Below are 24073 nucleotides of genomic sequence, written 5' to 3' on the forward strand. Positions count from 1 at the left end.
CTTCTCGCCCGAGCGGTAATATAAAAGTCAGCGGAGCCGCTACCGAATCCAGGGTCGGAGCCCTGTCAGTCGCGGCTAAAACCGCTCCCACTCCACTGGCTTTCATGTTCCGGGGCGATGCCGTATTTTCATGATCGTGAGTATGAATTGGCGCAACCATTTCCGAACGGAACCGAACAAGGTTGCCGGCGACCGCCTCAGTTGATCATCACCATACCGCCCTTGACCGTCATCATGCCGTCGCCACTGACCGTCGTCATCGGGCTTTTCAGTTCGGCCTGCGCATCGGCTTCAATCTTGACCATCACACCCTTGATCGTCACGCCGCTCTGATCGATTTTGACGCTGTTGGACCCCACCTTGAGCTCGATGGCCTGCGCGGCCTCGTTCGAAATACTACCGCCATCCAATTTCACCGTCAGATTGCCCGTGCCCAGCGATACGGTCCGATTTCCCGAACTAATCGTCAGATCATCGTTACCTTGATCGAGCTTGACGGTTCGATTGCCGGTGCTGATGGTCAAATTATCGTTACCTTGCTTGACCTCGACCACGCGGTTGCCGGTTTTGATCGTCAGCGTATCGTTGCCTTGATCCAGCGTGACGGTGCGGTGATTGTAGATGTCTATCGTCTGGTCGCCGGCGTCTGTCTTTTCGAAGCCGATTTTTTGGACATCGTTGTTCTCGACGATGCGGGTACAATTCTTCTCGGCGTGGACGTAAAGTTCTTCTTCGTCTTTCTTGTCCTCGAAGCGGATTTCGTTAAAGTTTTGGTCGGAGCCTCCCGGCGTGCTGCGCGTTTTGATGCCGCTCTGCGTCTTGTTGGCATCCAGAGCGTAGGGCGGCATATTTTCGTTGTTATACACCCGGCCGGTAATGATCGGCGCGTCCGGATTGCCTTCCAGAAAATCGACGATCACTTCCTGACCAACCCGCGGAATGAATATTCCACCCCAGTTCTTACCGGCCCAGATTTGCGCGACCCTAACCCAGCAAGAGCTGTTTTCGTTTCTGACACCCAATCTATCCCAATAAAACTGGATTTTGACCCGACCATACGAGTCGGTCAGGATTTCGTCTCCGTCCGCGCCGACCACCACGGCGGTCTGCACGCCCTGTACCACGGGGACTCTGGTCATCCTGGGCGGACGGTACACGTAGCTGGTCGGGATCAAGGTGTACGTGCATTGAAACTCTTCGGGATCGCCAGCGCCGCCCGCGCCGAAATCGTTGTTCTGAATCTGAAATTGCGTGGCCAAAACCAGATATTCGCGGTTTTGATCGTCGCGCGGGAATTGCGACAAGGTAAAGGTCAAGCCGGTCGCCAAATTTCGCACATTACCCCTGGCGACGATTTGTTCATGTTCGGCGCGGACTTCTTCCATCCGCAATTTGGAATAGCGCTCGCCGGCCGATCCCACGGCAAATTCGCCGGGGTAATCGTAAACCTCCTTGTCCGCGCCGGCATGCGTCCCCGCGATGGTGGTCGAGTTTTTTAAATCGGCGGAGGGGGTCTCGAAGTTGTAGTCGTTCAACGAGTACTTGCCGGTTTGGATTTGCCGGCTAATGCTCCATTCGAACATGTGTTCCTCGTCGCGCCCCCCTTGATTCGCCAGCGGGTAGTATTTGACGGTCGCGCTAACCGGCCTGGGCAAGTGGGCGAGCATGTTGTCGCATAACACCAGGGTATGGCCGGCGACGCTATGCCGGTGGTAGTAATAGATACCCTCTTCTTCCAGAAGTCGGCTGATGAAATTGAAATCGGTCTCCCGATATTGCACGCAAAATTCGCGCGGCTGATAGGTCTCCTGCAAATCCAGGACGACATCGGTGACTTGGTGCTGGGCCAAGACTTTTTTGACAATCTCCGGCACCGTGGTCGGCGCGGCTTCGCTGGCACCGCTATCGGCGTCGATGGCCGGCGATAACACCCGACAATTGGCGGCCCGCGTCAGCAACCATAGCTTGGGATGCACCGTGACTCGGTAGTAATACAAATCGCCTATCATGCCGAACTGATTCACCCGGGTAACGATACCGTTGAAGATCCGGCTGGCATTGTCTTCCAGCGCCAGTTCGACCGTCACTCCGGTACCGAGTAAGGCCTGAGAATCCAGAGTTTCGCTTTCGCTCAGTAATTCCAGCTCGTATTCGAACAACCGGCTGACCGGTTCGGTGCCGGTCATCCGGTAAAGCACGAAGGCCCCTTCGCCGAGCGCGGTAGTCACCTTTGCGGCACGTTGAGATTGTATGAGAGCCATGTTGAAATCCTAAAACTAACGCTGTTTTAATGGTTGGAGCGCGAATCAACCGCCAATCAATACCGTTGGACAACCTAGGATGATCGTTCCGCCGTGAGCGCAACTATCGCCCATCCTGGCGGCCGGCATGTTGGCAATCATCACCGTCGCCGAGCCCTTGACGATGGTATCGGGCGGACCGACGCACACGGCCATGTCGGTCGCGCGCGCCGCCGGCATCTTGCCGATCAACACGGTAGGCGCGCCCGGCGGCAATATCGGACCGCCGACGTGCGGCACCGGACCGGTAAACATCGGGCAAACATGCATATCGGTGATGCGCGCGGCGGGCTGACCCATGGTTTTACTCCTGATTAAGTCGGTTGCCAAATGCGGCCGTTGCCGCCGTTGGCGATGTCGATGCCTTGTTCCAGGAAAAACCGGTATTTCTCCTGGGCCTTCTCCGGATAAGTGAGCACGGCCGCCAGCATCACCGCTCCGGCGACGGCCTTGGCGGTCAAGTTATCGGCGGGCGGAACCGACGGCGCGTCTTCCGGCGCCATGCTGCCGTCGCTCCAGAACGCGGCCATCGCCGCCCAAGCTGCCGGATTCTCAAATGACGCGCTGTGAGCGGCCGCGTTCGCGTTGCGCCGGTTGGGCTCGGTCGGTTTGTAAACCCAAAGCTCGGCGGCCTCCAGAGCCTTTACGACTTCAGGCGGCGTTTTGTCGTCAATCGAGCTACGCGCGCAGACACAGGCCCACCAGGCCGCCTCACGCTTGGGCAAGGCCCGGGCCAGAAAACGTACGGCGTCCGGAAATAGTTTCAGTTCGATCAAAGCCAACAAAAACGCCACCGGCGTCGTGTCGGCCGCCAGGCATTGCATCGCCGCCGGGTCGAGCTGAATATCCTGGCAGATTTGCACCGCCTTGGGTATCGTCACTTTTTGTAAAGTAACCGCACCTGTCATGTTGTCTCCTGTCGCCGACGTCGATCTAATCCGATGGCGAATGATTGCAAAAAGTCATCCCGGCAAGTGAAATCTAAACATGCTTGGCATTTCTCAAGCGACTCCGGATACGCTTAGCGGGCGCCGAACATTACAGCGCTTCGAACGGATCGATATTCGCCCAATCGGTCTGCAAAACCGCCTGCCAGCAATTGGTTTTGCCATGAGCGCCGCCGCCGGTGGCATTGGGCAAATCGACCACCATGCCGACATGATCGCCGGCCAGACCTTCGATGCTGACTAGATCGCCGGCGATCCGAAAATTGACGCCGGGGCAATCGGACGCACTTTTCGACTGCCAAGTCCGAATCATCATTTGCGGTTTTAGAATATTCACGTGCGCGGCCTTAATCACTTGCGCCATCGCCGGCGCATTGAAGGTCACGAACGGCACGCCTTCCCAAACGCCAACCACTTGCGCCAAACCGCCGCCCAACGAATGGCCGGTTAACGACAACCGCCGGCCGTTGGCGATTTGCTTGGCGGCCTTCAGCATCTGCCGCGCCGACGAACATTGGTTGGGCAGGATGCGCAAACCGATTCTCAGGTCCGCCCCAATATCGGAGAATAGTTTTCCTTTTTGCCCCGGATTCGTGCCACAGCAACCGACCACGACGTCGGTGCTATTGCACCATATGCCGCCTTGAAAACCATCGCCGTACCAAGTCCCCGATTCCCATTTCTGCACCTGCCAATCGTCCACCATATGACCGGGAGGTTCGGCGTAATACTGGTTAGAGCTTTTGTAATAAGCGGCGATGGCGATTTTTGCGTAGTCTAGGCAGGTAGTCATATAATCGCGTCCCACTATAAATTGTTAAATTTACTCTCAGGCATCCGTTCTTTCACATCCGCTCAGAACTAATGGTTGACTTATGAATAAGAGCGACAACCACAAAGGACGCACATTTAGATACAGCACCTAATTGGGCACTTCATATTCCTATGTAAATCTCTGATTAACTTGCCATCTCGAATTTCAAAACCGACTAAAAAATGGCTTGCGCATTGCACTTTCCCTGAAAAAGCCGCATCAAGCAGAGCGCCTATAAGAATGAATTCCAATTCAGCTTGATAGAATTGAACTACCCCGCAGAAGAATTCTTCCGCTAACTCAACTTGAGAACATGAACCAAATAGTTATGATTGGGAAAATCTTTGTACGGAAAGCTTGCCTCATTACCCATCTTAGTTTTACTGCCCCAATTATACATATACCCGGCATCATTTATATATACCCAGTGGCGCAAGCCTAAAAACCCATTATCCTTATTATTTATATCACCCACACCACAAACACAATTCTTGAAATTACTCAAACTAGCCTGACTCCAAACTCCGTTATGCGGGATTTCCGTCGCTTTTGCCCCGATCCACGCGATATAGGCTAATAAAGCTTCTTTTGACATGGCAACACCCCATCCCTGTTCCGTTACCTTATCCTTAGCACTAAGAGGCGACATCTTGACTTTTGCAAGCGCTCTATCGCATTCCAATATCAACTGATCAATAGTCTTTTTCGCATGAACGCCACCGAAAGTTCGCGTAAAATTAACCAGATTCTCCGCAACCGCTTTATTGTTATTCTTTATATATTTTAGGAACTCCAGGATAGACATACCAAGATTCCATTCCAATTCGTTCGGAGTCAGTCCATCCAACGCATTTCCATCGTTCTTCGACAGCAAGATTCCATGGATAACTGAAACGAATCCACAGACCCCACCCCAATAGTTTTGTCCAAACAGCTGAGTCATAAACATATCCCCATTTCGGCAAACACCTAGATTAACACCCTTACTCGCAATACCAAGCCACTTTATCTCGCAAAACCCATAGGAATACGAAACTACCGATATTACTTACTTGCCGATTATACTTTCCAGAATTTCCAGCCACCTGACCGATAAAACCATCTTGCTTAATTTTATCTCAAAGCCCGCTACCTGAAAAAACCCTGTCATTCGACAACCAAATAACTCGTAGCAAATCGCTGAACCATTCTACTACATGCCGCTTAAAACATCGCTTGGCGGTTATCCGATTCCATTTAGCATCGCTAGAAATCCCCTTCATCCAGAGCTGCAAAAGGATTATTACTAAACTGACTTGCTTGTTTTTGTTCAATCTCCATCTTCTCTTTAAACTTTTTCTTTAATTCATTTGAAGCTTGAATTTGTTTTTGCAATTCCTTTTTAACCGCATCGGAAACACCGGTAAATGTAACATGAACATTGAACAAAGCAGCGCCAGCCTTGCCACCAAGCTTTACAGTCTTATCAATCCCTTGAGAGTTTTTTACATGCCCGGTAATATCAAGATGATTATTACCACTGACTATATACATAAATTCGTGCGCCCCACCCACATCCCCTTTAAGAATTTTGTCTTTCCGGGGGATTCCAGTTTTTAAATACTCAACAGTGCAAGAAAACTTCGAAAATGGAATATAAAGATCGCGAGCTGTAAGACCTAAACTATTCTTGGTCAATTTTTCACTCAGATAATCACTTTTAATTTGACTTAGAAGCAGTTTGCAAGCATCTTTCTCAATAACAGTTAGGGACATATTTTATCCTTTAATAAAATAAACAACCACAAAACACCCGAAAAACCACATAAAACATTTAGACCTAGTCATTCATCGACCAACTCATCCAATAACCTTTATTAATATAATACGTGTTATTCAAACCCATACCCAAACTCCCCGTCCTCGACCTTGACATGCACTCGCTCGATCGGCGTGCCTTCCATCATCCGGATCAAAAATTCCTCGCTGATTTTCGGCAACACGGTATTGGTCAGGATCGCGTCTATCATCCGGCCGCCGCTTTCCAGTTCGGTACAGCGACTGGCGATCAGTTTGATCACCTCGTCGTCATAGCTGAACGGCACTTTGTGCGATTCTTCCACCCGCTTTTTGATGCGATTTAGTTGCAAGCGGGCGATCGCGCCTATCATTTCGTCGCTGAGCGGGTAGTACGGAATCACAACTAGACGGCCCAGCAACGCCGGAGGGAACACCTTCAACAACGGTTCGCGCAAGGCTTTGGCGATGCCTTCCGGTTCCGGCATTAGATCCGGGTCCTTGCACAGGTTCGCGATCAAATCGGTACCGGCGTTGGTAGTGAGCAAGATCAGCGTGTTTTTGAAGTCGATGACCCGGCCTTCGCCGTCTTCCATCCAGCCCTTGTCGAACACCTGGAAGAAGATTTCGTGGACATCCGGATGGGCTTTTTCCACCTCGTCCAGCAACACCACGCTGTAGGGCCGCCGCCGCACCGCTTCAGTCAATACGCCGCCCTCGCCGTAACCGACGTAGCCGGGAGGCGCGCCTTTCAGCGTGGAGACGGTATGCGCTTCCTGGTATTCGCTCATGTTGATGGTGATGACGTTTTGCTCGCCGCCGTAGAGCGCTTCGGCCAGTGCCAGCGCGGTTTCGGTCTTGCCGACGCCGGAGGTACCGGCCAACATGAACACGCCGATCGGTTTGTTGGGGTTGTCGAGACCGGCGCGCGAGGTCTGGATGCGCTTGGCGATCATCTCCAACGCGTGGCGTTGGCCGATGATGCGTTGCTCCAGATTGTCCGCCAATTTCAGCACGGTCTCGATTTCGTTTTTGACCATCCGGCCGACCGGAATGCCGGTCCAATCCTGCACCACCGAAGCCACGGCCTGATGGTCGACGGTCGGCAAAATCAACGGCGATTCGCCTTGTTGTTCGTGCAACTGCGCTTGCAGGGCTTTCAATTCGGCGAGCAACGCGTCGCGATCCTCGCCGCCGGCCTCGGCGTCACTGGCCCCGTCCACCGCGTGCCCGGCGGCGCGTAGCTTGCCGCGCAGCGCCAGAATCTGTTCGACCAAGGCTTTCTCCGCATTCCAGCGCTCTTCCAAACCGACTAGGCGCTCGCGTTCGGCGGCCAGTTTTTCGTTGGCCAGTTCCTCGCGCCCCGCCACTTCGACGCCGACGGCTTTCTCGCGGCCGATGATCGCCAGTTCGGTTTCCAGCGCGTCGATGCGCTTGCGGCAATCGTCGACTTCCGCAGGCACCGCGTGTTGACTGACGCCGACACGGGCGCAGGCGGTATCCAGCAAGCTGACCGCTTTATCCGGCAATTGCCGAGCCGGAATGTAGCGATGCGACAGTTTGACGGCGGCTTCCAGCGCCTCGTCCAGAATCAAGACTTGATGGTGCTTCTCCTGCACCGATACGACACCGCGCATCATGCCGATGGCTTTGGCTTCGTCGGGTTCGTGAACTTGCACGACTTGAAAGCGGCGGGTCAAGGCCGGATCTTTTTCGATATGTTTTTTGTATTCGGCCCAGGTCGTGGCCGCGACGGTACGCAATGCGCCGCGCGCCAAGGCCGGTTTCAGCAGGTTGGCCGCGTCGCCGGTACCCGCCGCGCCGCCGGCGCCTACCAGGGTATGGGCTTCGTCGATGAACAAAATGATCGGCTTCGGCGAAGCCTGAACTTCTTCGATCACTTGACGCAGACGGTTTTCGAATTCGCCCTTCATGCTGGCGCCGGCTTGCAACAAGCCGACATCCAAGGTGCGCAAACTGACGTCCCGCAACGACGGTGGCACGTCGCCGGCAACGATTTTCAGCGCGAAGCCTTCGACGACGGCGGTCTTGCCGACGCCCGCCTCGCCGGTCAGGATCGGGTTGTTCTGGCGGCGGCGCATCAGGATGTCGATAACCTGGCGGATTTCCTCGTCGCGACCGACAATCGGATCGATCTTGCCGTTACGGGCCTGTTCGGTCAGATCGACGGTAAACTGCTTCAATGCTTCTTGCTTGCCCATCGCCGCCGGCGCGATCGCGCCGCTGGCCTCGCCGGGCGTCGCGGCGATATGCGAGCCGTCGCTGGCCGCCAAACCTTCTTCCGGGGAACCGGCGGTGATTTTCGGAAATTCGTCGGTAACGGTGTCCGGTTTCAGTTTGTCGAACTCGCGGGAAATGCCGATTAATTCGTTGCGTAGCGCCTTGGTTTTCAACATGCCGATCAACAGATGCCCGCTACGCACTTGATTTTCGCCATACAGCAAGGTGCCGTAAACCCAGCCGCGCTCGACACTGTCCTCAATGTGCGGCGAGAAGTCGGAAATGGCGGTGGAACCGCGCGGCAATTTGTCCAACGCCGCTGTCACTTCCTTGGCGATCACCGAACCGTCCAAGCCGTAATGCTTGAGCAGACGGTGAATATCGGAGTCCGGCAATTGCAGCAACTGGCTCAACCAATGCACCAGTTCGACATAAGGGTTACCGCGTAATTTGCAAAACACCGTCGCGCTTTCCACGGCTTTGTAGCAAACCTTGTTTAACTTCCCGAACAGCTTGACTCGGCTAATTTCCGCCATCGTTGGTTCCCATCGTTATCGTTTTAGGTATCGCTCATCGGGCGCCGACAGCGGCGATGAACGGGTTAAGCGTTAAATCGTCGGCATCGGCGCAGGTCGAGCGCGGCCCCAACCACAGACTCCAGCCCAGCTGCCCGCCACCGCGCTCGGCCAGAACCGCCGGCTGGGCCGGTTGCCCCAAGCAGAGCTCGGCCGGCACTTGATCGGCCTGCAAACTCAGTTGAGCATCCCACACCCACTCGTCGCCGGCGTATTGCCGGACGATGGCCACCAGTTGCGGCAGCAAGATCCCGCCCGGCAGCAGCGCCAAATACAAAACCAACGGCAACGGCCCCAGCACGACTCTGAACTTGTGCTGACAACCGAACACGCTGGCACCAATCACGGCGGACTGTCCCAACGCGGCGGTGACCATGCTCAAGCCCAGACGAGTCTGTTCGCGCGGCTGTATATCCATCCATTCGCCGACAAATTCGGCGATCCGCACCGGAACCCGCAAAATATCGGAAAGAATAGACCGCAACCCATCCGGGTGCTTGGCCTGTCCCGAAAAATGGCCGGCATAAAATAGCCGAGCCCGATCCGGCAGCGCGTCGCGATCCTGAAAAGCGTTGCCGGCCGTGCCTTGCAAGGCCGCTACGTAGAAACCGAAGCGGTCGGTCTCGGGCCTGTCGTAGCTCACCTCCGGCCGAGCATTGGCCCAGGCTCGGTAGAACAGGCCTATCATCCGGTGGTGAAACACGTCGACAAAGCGCGCGAAGGTCGGGTCGTGATGATGCCGGAGACGTTCGCGGGCGTACTCGGTCAAATGCAAGGGTAACGGTCCGTTGGGACCGAACAAACCCATGAAATTCACGGCCAAGCGCGGCTTGGCGCCGTCGGCGTGGTAGCGAGCCACCGTCGAAGCCGGGAATTCCAACTCCGGCTCTTGCGACAAATGCACCGGATCGTCCACGGCTTTAACGCTGGTTCCCAGCCGAGGCTTGTCGGGATTGGCGCACTCGATCAAGCGCATCGCCTCGAAAAAATCGAATCGCGACGCGTCCTTGATCAATTCGGCCATCAAATCGTGTGACGACATCCCATCCTCGCAGGCCAACGCGCCACCTCGCCTCTATCGGTGCTGCGAATCACGGTTTCGACGAACGAATTGATCGACACATAGCGGCTGAAGAAGCGTTCCAGTACCGTACCCAGCAGAAAATAACCGCCGCCCTCGAAGGCGGACTCGTCCAATACCACGGTAATTTCCAGCCCGCGGCCGAAGACCATCGGCCCATTGGCATCGATACGCCTGACCACGTTTTTAGCGTTGACCGAGATCACGCCCTCGATCTGCTTTTTGACGGCCGGCTCGCGCTGGTCGGCGTACAGACTTAATAGTTCGCGTAACGCGCCGGCGCCGATTTTCGGATCGGTATCGATCAGCGACAGATAATTCAGCGATAAATGGTTTACCAAACGCCAGACCGAGTCCGCTTCGTAGGCCGCCGGCAACGGCCGGGTAGGCCCGACGATGCAACGTATCGCCTTGACCGGGGCGCTAATCTGCAACGTAAAATCGGTATCGCCGAGACCGACCGGCATCACCAACGGCAAGTCGCGATTGGTGCATAGCGTCTCCAGCCCCAATTGCGCCAAATTGCCGGCATACGGCGCTTCGGCGGCGTCCACCAACGCGACGAACACCTCGCTGCCGATATAGCTGGAGCGCACGCCCTTACGCCGCTGTCTCGATGACAGCACCCGTTTCACGCGCCTGAGCGAGTAGAAGGCGGTCTCGCCGTGGCCCTGGTAAGCGGTTTTCGAGCCGTAGAACGGCAGGAACGCGCGTTCGCTGCCCTGATCCTTGCTATAACCGGTCACTTCGGCGACGCTGTAGACTTCGTAATCCATCGGGCGACTGCGGTCGACGACAATGTGATATTCGGATTGGCGCTGATCGATCTGCAACCGATCGGTCCGCTTCGGGAACAGATTGATGGCCGGCGCGCAAAATAAGGCTAGATTGTTTTGATCCAGCACGTTAATCAATTGAGCGTCGCTACGGTCCAGCAACACGAACAATTCGAGTTCCTCGCCGTCGCAAGCCGCCGCCAGTTCGGTCAAGCCATCCAATTCGATAAACAGATACCGCTCCGGAAACGCGAAATATTCCTGCAAAATCCGGTAGCCGTCGAACGACCTCGGCGTTTGTTGCAGTAAGGCCTCTTCCGGCTCGAAGCCCATTCCTCGCACCCAATGACGACCGCCGTCCAAATAACGCACCGTGGAAGCATTGGCTCGGGTGTGTTTTCCGGCAATGCCGACGACATTGGCCAACAATTGTTCGTAGAGCCGATAGGGAATATTGCCGGCCCCGCGCAGAAACAGCGGCAAGCGGTCGAGCGCGATTTTATTGAATTTGGCGCCGCCCAAGCTGCGTAGCACGATGCGCAACGCCGCCTTGACCGGCACGGCATATTTGCCGGCCGACACGCCATGACTCGAAACCGCCGCCAGGGTCGGCAGGTATTCGAGTTGGCCAATCTGTAGCGGCAACAATTCCACCGCTTGCGAGGTACGATATTCGCAAGCCGTCTGTTCGCCCTTGGCAATTTGCGAACGCAGCACCGTCCCCTTGGGAATCGTCGCACCGTCGGCCAAGGCCGCTTCGGCAAAATCCGGTTTGAACTCGACGACCGCCATCGACGGCGTTGCCGACAAATAATGCGGGTAAACGATTTGCAGCAATTGCTGCGTAAAATTGGGAAACTCGGCATCGACCTTAAGCTGCACCCGCGCCGCCATAAAGGCGAAGCCTTCGAACAAGCGTTCGACATAGGGATCGGAGCATTCGAAAGTGTCTAGACCGAGACGGCTGGCAATCTTGGGATATTCGGCCGCGAATTCCGCACCGACCTCGCGCACGTATTGCAGCTCGCGGTTATAATATTTCAGCAACTTGGGGTCCATCGCCTAACCGTCCCAATCCTTCACGGTGATTTCCCCGGTTTCCAAATCCAGATCGCTACGGATATACAAATGCACGGGTAGCGGTTGCGCCCACAAATCGCCTTCTATTCGAAACGACAGCGCTTTATTGCTCATTTGTTCGCTGTCCTTGATCAATTCGACGCTGAGGCTGTCGGCCAAAATGCGCGGTTCGAACTGAGCGATGGCTTGCCGAACCTTGGTTTCGACCTTACGCACGTCGATGCCGGTCACCGCCACGCCGGAAAACACCGGCGAACCGAAATTGATCACCGAGCGCGCGGCATGCGGCACCTCGGACAAATCCATCATGCTCTCCAGCGCCGCGGTATTGAGCAACCAACTCAAATCGCGCAGCACGCTTTGCCGCAACTGACGCAACGACATCACCCGCTGCTCGCGCGCCTCGGTCCGATTCTCCGGCGCATCGTCGGTCAGACGATCCAGTAACGAGGGTTGCAAGCGCTCGGAATGCAACAATTCAGCCATTTCGCGTGCCCCTACTCGCTAGCCAATTCGATCAGGCGCAAGTCCAGCAACGCGTAATCGTCGACATCGGTGGCCAACAAACGTTGCCCAAGTCCGTGAACGATTCCGTCGGCGACCGCTTGCCAGTCGGTCAGCCGCGACAGGCGTATCCGCGGGTCGTCGGATGCGTCCGAACCGGAATAACGGGTCGGAATCAAACCGTCCGCCTCGCCGCCGTTGACCCAGGTAAAGTGGGCCGGGACCCAAACCAAATCGCGTAAATCCGTGGGCGGCTCCAACTGAATCTTGCCGATTTGCATAAACGGAATCCAGTAATAGCGACCATTCATGATCGCTTCCAAACACGGCCCAAGCCGACTATCGGCGTCGGCGATCCACGCAAACGGCGTACCGTCGACACTCCCCGAGGTGGCGGGCGCCTGCTCCAGGGCCTGGACGCGCATCTGGGCGGCCTGTTGATAGTTGCCGTTATTTTCCAGTTTTAGCGCTTCCAGCAACAACGCCAGCCATTCCCGCGGCTCGCCAAAAATCAGTGGTGTTTTCAGTCCGGCGAAAACATCCTTGCGCAATGCCTCGCATTGCAATACTTGTTCGTAAGTGCCGACCATCAGCAGGGTGGATTTGTCCAGGTCCCGTAACACGTTCAATTGAGTCAGGGCTTTGTCCCATTGACCGAACAGACAATAAAGCTGAAACAGCAAGATGCGGGATTTTGGCTCCGCTGGGTTTTGCCGGATGAGTTGTTGCGTGTTCCGCAACGCCTCGTCCAAATCGCCGTCGGCAATCAAGCGTGAAACGTCCTGCATGGATGACTCCAGAAAATGGAAAAACCCCGGCGGAAAACCGCCGGGGGTAGGCCCTTAAACGGTTTCGTTGGCTTTGACGCTCCAACCTTTGAACGCACCGGTAATCGGTGCCTCGCCTTCGCCGAACGAGTTGTATTTCATTTTGATTTCGTTGAAATTGATCGAGATACTCTCGGTCGGACGATCGCCGCCGCTACCTTGACTGTAGCTGCTGATAATCGCATCCGCGAGTTCGATTTCCAAATAAACCTGGCCCTTGGCATCGCTGCCGCCGGTTTGGATGAAGTGAATGGTTGCGGTTCCCAAACTTTTGCCGCAAATGGCTTGCATCCACAAATCCACCGACGCCACGTCCATATTTTTGGTAAAAGTTACTTCCGAAAACGATGGATTACTGGTGTCGCGGTCCTTACCGCCGCCACTTTGCGAAATCGCCCGGCCCACGCCCATTTGCAGGCTGTCCAGCGTAATCCAGTCCTTGTGGCTGGCTACGGTGCTGTCGCCTTTAATTTCGGTTGCGAATTTTAATAAAATCATGGTGCTCTCCTTTCCGATCAAGTTTTAAGAAAAAATTTAACGGGTATCTTTACCCTGAGATTTATAGCCCCGGCGCGCCGGGATGTATAAAACATCTGCCGCTGGCGGCAGCCAAAAATAGGCGGCCGCCGCCAACGCATACCAAACTCGGTTCGCCGAACCGGTCTAACCTTTTTGTGACGGTAATTTAGAGGTCAAACGCAAGGACACCGTCAACCCTTCCAATTGATAATGCGGCCGCAGAAAGAACTTGGACTGATAGTAGCCTGGGTTGCCTTCCACTTCCTCGACAATCACCTCGGCGCCCGCCAACGGCCTGCGCGCCTTGTCTTTTTCGGTGGCTACCGCCGGATTGGTCAACACGTACTGACTGATCCAAGTATTCAGCCAAGCCTGCATGTCTTGACGCTCCTTGAAAGATCCGACTTTATCGCGAACGATACACTTCAAGTAATGCGCGAAGCGACAGGTCGCGAACAAGTAAGGCAAGCGGGCCGCCAAGTTGGCGTTGGCCGTCGCGTCGGGATCCTGGTATTCGAACGGTTTTTGCAAGGACTGCGCGCCGATGAAGGCCGCGAAATCGGTATTTTTCTTATGCAACAACGGCATGAAGCCACTTTTCGCCAGTTCGGCCTCGCGCCGATCGGTGATTGCGATTTCGGTCGGGCATTTCATATCGACACCGCCGTCGTCGGTCGGGAACGAGTGCACCGGCAAACCTTCGACCGCACCGCCGGACTCGATGCCGCGAATTTGCGAACACCAGCCGTAAAGCTTGAACGAGCGGTTGATGTTGACCGCCATTGCGTACGCGGCGTTGGCCCAGGTGTACTTGCTGCTGTCGGCGCCGGACGTATCTTCTTCGAAATCGAACTCCTCGACCGGATCGGTTTTCGAACCGTAAGGCAAGCGGCTCAGGAAACGCGGCATCGCCAGACCGATGTAACGCGAGTCCTCCGACTCCCGCAACGAGCGCCAGGCCGCATACTCCGGCGTTTGGAAAATCTTGGTTAGATCGCGGGGATTGGCGAGCTCCGACCAACTTTCCATCTGCAACACCGAAGGCGCCACACCGGAGATGAAAGGCGCGTGCGCGGCGGCGCTGACTTTCGCCATCTCGCCCAACAACTCGACATCTTGCGGGCTGTGGTCGAAGTGGTAGTCGCCCACCAGACAGCCGAAGGGTTCGCCGCCAAAGGTGCCGTATTCCTCTTCGTACATCTTTTTAAACAAGGGGCTTTGATCCCAGGCCGTTCCCTTGAATTTTTTCAGGGTTTTACCCAATTCGTTTTTCGAGATGTTCAATACCTTGATTTTCAACATCTCGTCGGTTTCGGTGTTGTTCACCAAATAGTGCAGGCCTCGCCAAGCCCCTTCCAGTTTTTGAAAATCCGGGTGGTGCAGAACCAGGTTAAGCTGCTCGGTGATTTTTTGATCCAAGCCGGCAATGATGGCCTGGATACTCTTGATCGCATCGTCGGAGACCTTGGTGACGTCCTGTAACGCGTATTGAGCCAAGGTGCCGACTGCGGTATTGACTTGGCTGGCGGCTTCGGTGCCCGGCTTGAATTCCTTCGCCAACAGCGCCGAAAAGTCGTCCAGTTCCAGAGTTTGGGTTGCGCCTTGCGCGGCTTGATTTTCCAATTCCGCCATGACTTAACCCTCGCTGCCTTCGGCGTCGGCCGGTTTGGCCGAGGCGGCCAAGGTTTGCAGCAACGCTGGATCGTTGATCAATTTGGCAATCAATTCCTCCGCTCCGGTCTTGCCGTCCATATAAGTGATCAGATTGGACAACTGCGTGCGGGCTTCGACGATTTTATCCAGGCCGGCGACCCGTTTGGCGACGGCGGCCGGCGAAAAGTCGTCCATGCTTTCGAAGGTAATATCGACATTCAGGTTTCCTTCGCCGGTCAGAGTATTCGCCACCTGGAAAGCCACGCGCGGCTTCATCGATTTCAAGCGTTCGTTGAAATTATCGACATCGATTTCCAGTAACTTACGATCCGCCACCGGCGCCAACGGTTCCGCCGGCTTGCCGGACAAATCGGACATGACGCCCATCACGAACGGCAACTGCACCTTTTTTTCCGAGCCGTACAACTCGACGTCGTACTCGATCTGGACCCGGGGCGCCCGGTTCCTTTGAATAAACTTTTGACTGCTTTCTGCCATGATATTCTCCGCTTGAGATATTTAACGACTACAAAAAAGGTTAGTGTGGATCGGGGCCTTTCAACGCATCGATATGCGTCAGGGCATCCGGCATCAAATTTAGGACAATTTCGCGAAAATCGGCGGTCACCAGGTGTTTTGCCCGCAACAATAAAATCGGTACCGGACTGGAGGGTTCGTTCTCCGCGTAATACTTGCAAATCAAATCCAACGATTTCAAAACATCCTGGCGCGTCGCTATTTCGCCTACTCCCGCCTTGGGCTTGGCGGACACCCGGACCGTTTCGCCGGCATCCGCCACATTCTCCTCGGCAACGTCGCTTTCCGGCTCGACTTGGTCAGCCAAGCGGCTACCGGCAAATTGCTCGAAAAAATGCCGAATCTCTTTAAACAAGGCCTTGGCCGCGCTCAGACTGGCCGCCTGGCTATTGCCTACTCGATCGACAACGGCCGCATCCAAGCGGTCCAATAGCGCCATGCTGTCATTGATGGCTTGAAAATTGGCCGCTAGCTCCTCGAGTTCGACATCCAGAAACGCCGCGTTGATCGCACTGATTTCCGGCTTGGTCTGGCCGGCCGGGAGGTCGAGCTTGTCGGTGGCGTATTGCATATCGCGCAAACAAAACCGACCCACCGATTTTGACTCAACCAACATCGTCTGGCTTAAGGGCCTGAGCACCCAATCGAAATTGTTCAGTTCTTCGATGATATTGATCCTGAGGGTCGGATCGAGGCCATCGTCGGGATCAAGCTGGGGATGCAGGTGCTCCCAGTAGCGATCTATCCACTCGGTCAACAGGTTTAAACCGTCTCGAAAACCGCGCACGCCTTCGGTCGGAATCAGACAACGGATTAAATATAGGGCGACCTGCAGATCCTTGGACCGCCCCAGCAAGGCCAACGCATCCTTTTGCACTTGCCGCCAATTGGGCGGCATGGCTTTTTCGCCGGAAAATTGATTCTCCGGCGTCCCTAGAATATCGGTATCCAACGCCACCCTGGCGTTGTCGTATTCCAGATTGTCGCCGCAAGGGTTGTCGGCGGAAATCTCGTCCAGTAAACCGGATAAATCGGCCATGGTTCAGTCCTGCTCCTGTTAGGGTCGGTTATTGCCACCCGCCGATCAGAATGAACGGCGACCAAAAAAACGGGTGTTTAAAACGTTTGGACTTAATCATCGCGATCTGCGCCTGACGCATCGCTTCCGCCTTGTTCAAGGAATTGCCCAATCCGTCGTAAAACAAATGCATGAATTCGGTGGCGGCCTGATCGTTGATCGACCACAGGCTACCGACCGCGCTTAAAACGTTACTCTTGACCGCCAATCCGCTGAAACCCAACAGCATCCGGTCGTCGCCTTCGGCCGTTTCGCAAGCACTCAGCGTCAATAAATCGATAGGTTCGCTCTTCAACCGATCGCCACCCAAGCTGCCCTCGAAATCCAGCAAGGTCAGATTCTGATCGTAAGCCATCACGAAACTTTCCTTGGCGTTCTTACCGAAATACCCGTGCGAAGCGATATGCACCTTCGCGTAATCGCCGGTTTCTATATCCCTCTTCAACGCCGACGCCGTGAATTGATTATTCAATAACATCGTGCTGTTCTGTCGTTTCGCGACCGAATCGATTTCCCGCTCGATATTGGGCAAGCTCAATTCTTCGACCAAGCGCGAACGGTCCATGGCTTTCTGCGCGACATCGGCGGGTTTATTGCCGATCAAACGTTCGACGACGTTGTCTGGCAGCGTGTCGATCGCGGCGCCGTCCGGCCGGCTCAAACCGGCGACCAGGGCCCGCAAGTTCTTCCGTTTCGCGACCTGCTTGTCCCAATTTTGAAACGTCAAACCCGGCAATGTCACGATCGCGTATTGTTCGACCAAAAACCGGCCGCCATCCTGTAACACCGAGTACGGCACCGCCCGCAAATTGCGGTCGGGCACGTAGAGCAGCAATTTCGCGCCGGCCGCCGCGACATCGTTGGCAATCGGTTCGAACAGCCACTGGTAAAGCTGTTTGGCCGCGGCCCGGTAGTCCTTGCCGGCATGCAAGCGCTGCGTCAGGATTTGCGCCTGTTCGCGTACCCGCTCGGCCGACACCGGCACGCTACGTCGCACAACGAGCGGGCCATGCTTCATCAACAACTCCAGCCTGTCGGTCAACAAAATCGGGTAAACGATGACGGTTTCCGGAAACGCCAGTTCTCGCCAATCGTCCCGGGTTTGCACCGAGATCGAACACCGCCCCAAAAAAAAGTCCTGCAAATCGGCTTCCTTGATCGCTTCCATGCTGGACATGGCCTTGTTCAGCGCCTGTTGCTCGGAATCGCCGGTGCCGGCTTGCCGTAACAACAAATCGACGTAGCCACGGTGTAACGGATCGATCACGGTATCGATCGCGCTGCGACCATCGGGTAAATTGATCGGCAAATCGCCCCGAATCGCCAACAAATCGTTCACCGCCTGCTCGTAGGCGCGTAGCGCCGGTACCTGTTGTCCCAAACGCAGCAACAAGTCGCCTTGCAGTGCCTCAAGCTCGGCCAGCAATTCCAGGTAGCGTCGATCTCCGGCCAAGGCCAACGCTTGCTCGGTCAGTGCCAGGGCCTCGCGATCGCGGTTTTGCTGGCGATATAATCTGGCCATCCCCAACAAGGCCTCCACCCGCATGCGCGGCGGCGGGTTAGCGCCCGCCAACACCTTGTCCAGTGCGGCATACGCCGCGCCAACCCAGCCCTGGCCATCGCTCGGCGCCGCCTCGGCCAGCAAAGCCTCGGCGGTTTTCAGCCGTACCTTGGCCGCCGGAAAATCGTTCGGCAAACTTTCAATTCTGGCAGCCAGCTCAAGCAATGCGGCAACTCGACCGCTTTTATCTTCACCCGCCGCCGTCCGACTCAACGCCACGCTCATTCGTAACGGGCTGTCGCCCTGGCTCCGCAAAGCCGCTTCAGCCTGATCTGCGTATTGCAAGGCCTGTTGCCGATCGCCCCCGGCTAGAGCCAGTTCGCTCAAATAGAGCCCAACTAATCCGCGTAAATAGTCCGGCCCGGTCTCGGTACTCCGATAAGCGGCTTTGAGCAAGGGTTCGGCGGCCTCTTTACTGTTCAACAAGAACAGGTTGTAACCCGCCGCCGCCTCGACCGCCGCCAATAAACCTATATCGCCCTTAACATCGACCACCGCTTGCAGCGCGGCATCGAACTGTTGTTGCGCCGCTTGCAACTCACCGTTGTCTCGCAGTTGCTCGCCTCGCAAGACTACCGATCGAATCTCGGCGGCGGAAACCGGCACCGGCATCTCGGCCGACGCGGCATTTCCAACCGCCACTCCCAGCGCCAGAACAGTTATGGCAATCAAGTCTAGCCGCATTTGCGCTTCTAGCATTAAATTTGGCAATTCGATTTCCTCGTCTTGGATTGGCCATGGCTGGACCGGATTTTCGGCAATCGCTATCGCGGCTATTCGACCGATCCCCCCTGCCGATCCGCCGAGAACCGATTTCGCTATCGTCGCTCCGGCGTCGAGGTTGGCGTCTCCAACCAGCTTAATATGTCAACAAGCGTGCCAACCACGACCGAAGCCGCCTTGCTTCCGATAACAACTTGTTCTGAAAAGGATTTAACGAATATCTCGCGGAGCGCCGAACGTCAGAACCGCCATTCGCCTACCGAAATCGGCACGGCATTTCGTAACGCACGCGATATATCGCCACTCCGTTAGAGTCTATTCCGCTAAAAAACGTTGAAATTGACCCGAAAATGGATACCGTCGTCTTGAATACTGTGGCTGGTGCGTTGCCGATTCGGCACCGGCGTAAACGCATGCGCCCAATAAAATTCGGTCGTCAAACCTCGAAACTGCCACTGCAAGCCGATACCGGCCGAATACAGATAATGAGTGGATGGCCGAGCATTGGTCGCGGTCGGGCTGTCCCAAGCGCCGCCGTATTGGATAAACGGCACCAAATGCAGGCCGTCGCGGCCGCCGGCATCCAGGTAAAGCGGATATTTGACTTCGGCGCCGACATTGAAGCCGTTGTCGCGCACGTAAGTATTTTCCCGATAACCTCTGACCGTATACGCCCCGCCCAACGCGTAACGTTCCAAGTTTAGTAGCGGCTTATCCGCCAACTGAATATTCGCCTTCACCAACAGGGCCGCGCCGTTCTCCAACAACTTCACCGAAAACAAACTCTGGCCCAACCAACTGAAAAATTGGCCGCTGGGCAAACCCGGTCGATTAGTCGTCGCCCCCAACATATCCAAACCGACGTTGAAGGTAGACCAAAACACCAATCCCGTGTCCTCGCCGCGATGCGAAAAATGCTGGGCAATTCGCATGACGCTGGCTTGGGTCGCGCACCCCAAGCCTTCGCCGCCGGAAATCGGTTGGCAAGTATTGCTGACTTGGCTGCGATTTTCGCGAAACGCCATATTCACGCTGAATGTCAGATCGTCGTTAAAGCGCCGATAGATCGGATGGCTAAGTCCGGCTTCGAAACCGACGATGTGATTGGTAATGTTCAGAGTCTCCAGCGGCGGTTCGACGATGCTGCTGTAGGTGTCGCTGTAGCGAAAACTGGCCCGCAAATCGCGCGCGGTCAGCGGCACACTGATACCGGTGTTGTAACCCTGCACGCCTTCATTGACGATGAACTGACCGTCTATCCGTTCACCGAGCGTCAACAAGTTGTCGACCCAACCGCCAACCCGGCCGGTATACGCGCCCACGGCCGGCGTCTGGTAATCGTCGGCGCCCAAATATAACTGGTAAGGCCTGGCCCGCTCGACTCGCAAATCCAAAATCGCCTCGCCCAGCTTTTCCCCCGGCACCAAGCGACCATTCAGTTGTTGAATCAACGGGTCGGCCAGCAATTGCCGATAACTGTCTTGTAAATCCTCGACCCTTAAAGGCTCGCCGGCCCCAACCAACAAGCGGTCTCGCAAATACCCCTCGCGCAAACGCTGTTGCCCGCTCTGCCGGACTTCGGTCAACCGCCCTTCGACGATATTCAGGCGCAGCACGCCGTCGGCCAGCGACTGACTCGCCAGCACGGCGCCGGAATTGATGTAGCCGTGATCAATGTAATATTGGCTGACCGCGCGGCGTAGCATTTCGATATCGGCGGCGCCAATCGGACGCCGCAAAAATGCCGCCGCGACGCTCTGTAGTTCCGCGTCTTCGAAAACAGTATTTCCGTCGAAAATGACACGCTGCAGCTCGACGCTGCCGCCGGTCGACGCCGGGGCTCCCGACTTAGGCAGTTCCGGCAACACGAAACCGCCGCTGCCAACAGCCGGCCGCTCCGGCTGGGCCAAGGTCGGCTGTCGGGACTTGGTCGGGTCGGCATTCAGCGGCGGCGGTTCGTCCGCCACGGTCTTGGTCGCGAAGGCGGCAATCACTAATCCAATTCCCAAGCGGCGAGACCAAATCGGGTTTCGCTTAGCGAGCGCCGTGGCGGCCTTCAATCTGTCCGGGCCGACAGTCCCCGCATCCGGCGCCGGCTTGGCTCCGCGTTGTACCAAACCGCGACCGTCCAACATCCCAAGCTTTCGCCGTATCGCCATCGCTTATGCCTTACCGCAAGAACGGCCGGTCGAAGGGGCGTCGAAAGTTACGCTTAAGCGATCGGCCGCCGCCAAACTCAGCGAGAGCGGCGCATCGCCGAATACCGAAAACGGCAGAATTTGCTCGTAAGCCAGAACAACGCCGTTGCTCTGCTTAAACTCCAGCGAACTGCCGTTACCGCAGGGATCGTTCGGAACATCCGGCAAATCCACCGGTTTGGCGACGATGGAGACATCGACATTGACCAAATTACCGGGCTGTCCACTTTGGAAACCGTTGACGAACAGGTTCAACCCGGCGGCCGGCGTCCAATCGGAGCGGCTGCTACCGGCCGGTGCCAAATAGCCCTGGTATTGCGGATTGGCTTTGATCGCTTTCAAATTGTCGGCCTGCACCCAAAGTTTTCCGGTCTCGCTACCCAGAATATTGCCGTAATCGCCGCCTTTCGGCAGCCGATAGTAAACCTCGTTTTTAACGCCCAAATCGCCATGCACCCAAACCGTCGTACCCCCGCCTGAAAAAATCACTTGGGTGATTTGCAACGGCGTGCCGATGTTCATTGCGGCCGGACTGTAAATCCGCGCGCCGGCCAAAATCAGTTGCACCGCCTGTAGGGTCAGGCCGCTATCGGCCCTACCGGTCAAACTGCCGGAAACCAGGATGTTGTTCCCAGCTTGCAGCAAGGCCGCATTCACGCGGCCGCCGATGTCGATATCGCCGCCGGCGATGATATCGCCGTCGATGTTACCGGCGTTGGTGACGCTGCCTCCGGCGCGAACTCGGCCGTCCAATGTGCCGGTATTTTCGACGTTGCCGCCGGCCGTCGTCCGCCCGCCTATCGTGCCGCTATTGACGATATTGCCCGGCGCGCTGGTATCGCCGTCGATCCTGCCGGCATTGACGATATTGTAGGCGGCGTCGGCCGGCGGCGCCGCCATCGTCAACGCGGCATTAACGGTGTCGCCAGCCGCCTCCGGGGCCCCGTCTCCGACTAAGACCAAGCCGCCGATTCGTCCGCCTTCGGCATTGGTCAAATCGCCGGCCTTGGCCCAAGCTTGACCGCCGATACGGCCGGCATTGACCAAATAACTGGCAGCCTCGGCATCGCCGTCGATTTCAACGTCGGCGCCCGCGACGATGCCGCGATTGTTCAGCAGATAACCGCCTCGCGCCACCGCGTCGCCGCCAATGGTGCCGTCATTGGTCAGATTGCCGGCGGCGGCGACATCGCCGCCGATACGGCCGCGATTGTCGATATCGGTAGCGTTTAGGCTTTCCGCGCCGTTGCCGATCGTACCGGTATTCAGCAAGCCGATGCGGTTTCCGTCGGCTTCGAGCGCGATTAGTAGCGCTTGACTGCTGGAACCGGCCGCGTCCGCACGACCGTTGATCGTACCGGTATTCGTGATTTTGCCACCGGCCACCGCGTCCCCGTCCAGCCGTCCGGCGTTATTAAAGGCGCCGCCGGCCTGAGCGCCGCCACGAATTCGGCCGGCGTTGCTCAAATCCCTTCCGGCATTCGCGGCACCGGTAATATCGCCGTCGGCAAGGCTGGCAATATCCCGGTCGGCGGAGATACCCCCGGCCTGGACAGTGCCGTTGTTAAATGCATCCCGGCCGGCATGAATACCGCTTCCGACCACGCCGCCGGTCCGGTTGTCGACATCGCGGTCGGCCTGGGCGCTACCTGAGATCGCGCCGGAATTGTTCAGGTCGTTACCGGCGCTCGCATCGCCGCCAATTTGGCCGGCATTATCGATGTCAGCGGCATCGGCATTGCCGGAAATGCTTCCGGTATTGCTTAGCGAACTCGCGGCGTTAGCGAACGCGCCGACGCTACCGCTGTTGGTTAACGCTCCCGCACCGGCTATGGCGGCGGCACCGACCGTGCCGGTGTTGACTAGATCGGTACCCGCCGTGGCGGAGCCAGCGACGTCGCCAGCGTTAACCAGCGTCGTCCCGGCGCTGGCGTTACCGTTGATTGAACCGGCCACGGCATTGGTCAGTGCGCCTGACGTAGCCGTCGCATTTCCGCCGACGCTGCCGGCGTTGGCCAACGTACCGGTCGCCGCGCTGGCGCTACCGCCTATCGTCCCATCGTTGGTCAAGTCGCTTCCGGCGTTGGCCGACCCCGAAATACTGGCACCGGTTTCGTTGATCAAGCTCGTTCCAGTCTCGACGTCACCGGAAATGGTGCGACTGGCGACATTAACCACGCTGCCGATTGCATTGACGTCGCCGCTAATGACACCGTCGTTAGTCAAATTTCCGCCAGCCGCCACGCTGCCAACGATAGTTCCCAAATTGTCGAGATGACCGCCGTTCCGAGTTTCCGCACCGCCCTCGATTCGGCCTGCCGCGTTATTCGTCAGCGCGACGGCACCATTCAGGCTACCGCCGGTATTCGCGGTCGCCTTGCCGATTACGCTGCCACTATTGTTCAATTCCGCCCCGGCGCTCGCATCACCGTCTATTTGGCCCGCCAACCCGTTGATTAAGTGCCCGACGGTCGCGATAGCACTGCCGCCGATGTCGCCGTTGTTCGCCAAATCGGTACCGGCCGTGGCGCTGCCGCCGATCGTGCCGTCGTTGGTCAGCACCGTACCGGCGCTGGCGTTGCCGCCGATGGTCTTGCCGCTAGCATTGGTCAAAGCCCCCGCCGTCGCGGTAGCATCGCCGCCGATGTCGCCGTTGTTAGTCAAATCAGTACCGGCAGTAGCGCTGCCGCCGATCGTACTATCGTTGCTCAAACTGGTGCCGGCGCTGGCGTTACCGCCAATGCTGCTGCCCACCGCGTTGCTCAAGCCACCTGCGGTGGCCGTGGCGTCGCCGCTGATGTCGCTGGTGTTGGTCAAATCGGTACCGGCTGTCGCGGAACCACTGAGCGTGCCGGCATTGCTTAAGGTCGTGCCGGCCGTCAC

At 56.6% G+C, this 24073-nt stretch carries 18 protein-coding genes; all 18 read right to left on the reverse strand.

The annotated features are described in order from the left end of the window. Nucleotides 1–197: 197 nt before the first annotated feature. On the reverse strand, nt 198–2261 hold the full coding sequence (locus A1355_RS16080; protein WP_064029977.1) for a type VI secretion system Vgr family protein: 2064 nt from the start codon (nt 2259–2261) through the stop codon (nt 198–200). Between the two features lie 45 nt (nt 2262–2306). After that, nucleotides 2307–2600 (reverse strand): PAAR domain-containing protein, encoded by a 294-nt coding sequence (locus A1355_RS16085; protein ID WP_064029979.1) that lies wholly within the window; start codon nt 2598–2600, stop codon nt 2307–2309. 14 nt (nt 2601–2614) lie between these two features. Next, nucleotides 2615–3208 carry a DUF6931 family protein gene (locus A1355_RS16090; RefSeq protein ID WP_064029981.1) on the reverse strand — a complete coding sequence of 198 codons (594 nt, stop codon included), beginning with the start codon at nt 3206–3208 and terminating at the stop codon, nt 2615–2617. Nucleotides 3209–3338: 130 nt separating this feature from the next. Continuing rightward, nucleotides 3339–4040: a hypothetical protein gene (locus tag A1355_RS16095; protein WP_064029982.1), complete on the reverse strand. Its 702-nt coding sequence runs from the start codon at nt 4038–4040 to the stop codon at nt 3339–3341. 316 nt (nt 4041–4356) lie between these two features. Then, the gene (locus A1355_RS16100; protein ID WP_157197913.1) at nt 4357–5004 is read right to left on the reverse strand and encodes a hypothetical protein; all 648 of its coding nucleotides are present in this window, start codon (nt 5002–5004) and stop codon (nt 4357–4359) included. Nucleotides 5005–5306: 302 nt separating this feature from the next. After that, on the reverse strand, nt 5307–5816 hold the full coding sequence (locus A1355_RS16105; RefSeq protein ID WP_064029986.1) for a hypothetical protein: 510 nt from the start codon (nt 5814–5816) through the stop codon (nt 5307–5309). 116 nt (nt 5817–5932) lie between these two features. Continuing rightward, nucleotides 5933–8614, reverse strand: a complete 2682-nt coding sequence (gene tssH, locus A1355_RS16110; protein WP_064029989.1) for a type VI secretion system ATPase TssH — start codon at nt 8612–8614, stop codon at nt 5933–5935. Nucleotides 8615–8648: 34 nt separating this feature from the next. After that, the gene (tssG, locus tag A1355_RS16115; RefSeq protein ID WP_064029991.1) at nt 8649–9695 is read right to left on the reverse strand and encodes a type VI secretion system baseplate subunit TssG; all 1047 of its coding nucleotides are present in this window, start codon (nt 9693–9695) and stop codon (nt 8649–8651) included. Further along, the gene (tssF, locus tag A1355_RS16120; RefSeq protein WP_064029994.1) at nt 9677–11569 is read right to left on the reverse strand and encodes a type VI secretion system baseplate subunit TssF; all 1893 of its coding nucleotides are present in this window, start codon (nt 11567–11569) and stop codon (nt 9677–9679) included. The genes tssG and tssF overlap by 19 nt, the downstream gene beginning before the upstream one ends. A 3-nt stretch (nt 11570–11572) precedes the next feature. Continuing rightward, complete coding sequence (gene tssE / locus A1355_RS16125; protein ID WP_064029996.1) at nt 11573–12076, reverse strand: type VI secretion system baseplate subunit TssE; 504 nt, start codon at nt 12074–12076, stop codon at nt 11573–11575. An 11-nt stretch (nt 12077–12087) separates the two neighbouring features. Further along, entirely contained in the window at nt 12088–12882 is a 795-nt protein-coding gene (locus A1355_RS16130) for a type VI secretion system accessory protein TagJ (protein ID WP_064029999.1), read from the reverse strand. Between the two features lie 54 nt (nt 12883–12936). After that, nucleotides 12937–13419: a type VI secretion system tube protein Hcp gene (locus A1355_RS16135; RefSeq protein WP_064030001.1), complete on the reverse strand. Its 483-nt coding sequence runs from the start codon at nt 13417–13419 to the stop codon at nt 12937–12939. Nucleotides 13420–13584: 165 nt separating this feature from the next. Beyond that, nucleotides 13585–15072 (reverse strand): type VI secretion system contractile sheath large subunit, encoded by a 1488-nt coding sequence (gene tssC / locus A1355_RS16140; RefSeq protein ID WP_064030003.1) that lies wholly within the window; start codon nt 15070–15072, stop codon nt 13585–13587. Nucleotides 15073–15075: 3 nt separating this feature from the next. After that, nucleotides 15076–15591, reverse strand: a complete 516-nt coding sequence (gene tssB / locus A1355_RS16145; protein WP_064030005.1) for a type VI secretion system contractile sheath small subunit — start codon at nt 15589–15591, stop codon at nt 15076–15078. Between the two features lie 40 nt (nt 15592–15631). Next, nucleotides 15632–16669: a type VI secretion system protein TssA gene (tssA, locus tag A1355_RS16150; RefSeq protein WP_064030007.1), complete on the reverse strand. Its 1038-nt coding sequence runs from the start codon at nt 16667–16669 to the stop codon at nt 15632–15634. Nucleotides 16670–16697: 28 nt separating this feature from the next. Then, complete coding sequence (locus A1355_RS16155; protein WP_157197914.1) at nt 16698–18980, reverse strand: CHAT domain-containing protein; 2283 nt, start codon at nt 18978–18980, stop codon at nt 16698–16700. A 335-nt stretch (nt 18981–19315) separates the two neighbouring features. Beyond that, entirely contained in the window at nt 19316–21151 is a 1836-nt protein-coding gene (locus A1355_RS16160) for a ShlB/FhaC/HecB family hemolysin secretion/activation protein (RefSeq protein ID WP_082885588.1), read from the reverse strand. Nucleotides 21152–21154: 3 nt separating this feature from the next. After that, nucleotides 21155–24073 (reverse strand): beta strand repeat-containing protein (locus tag A1355_RS25765; RefSeq protein ID WP_197471831.1); only part of this gene is annotated, 2919 nt, incomplete at its 5' end.

This window comes from Methylomonas koyamae, from assembly GCF_001644025.1.
GTDB classification, from domain to species: domain Bacteria; phylum Pseudomonadota; class Gammaproteobacteria; order Methylococcales; family Methylomonadaceae; genus Methylomonas; species Methylomonas koyamae_A.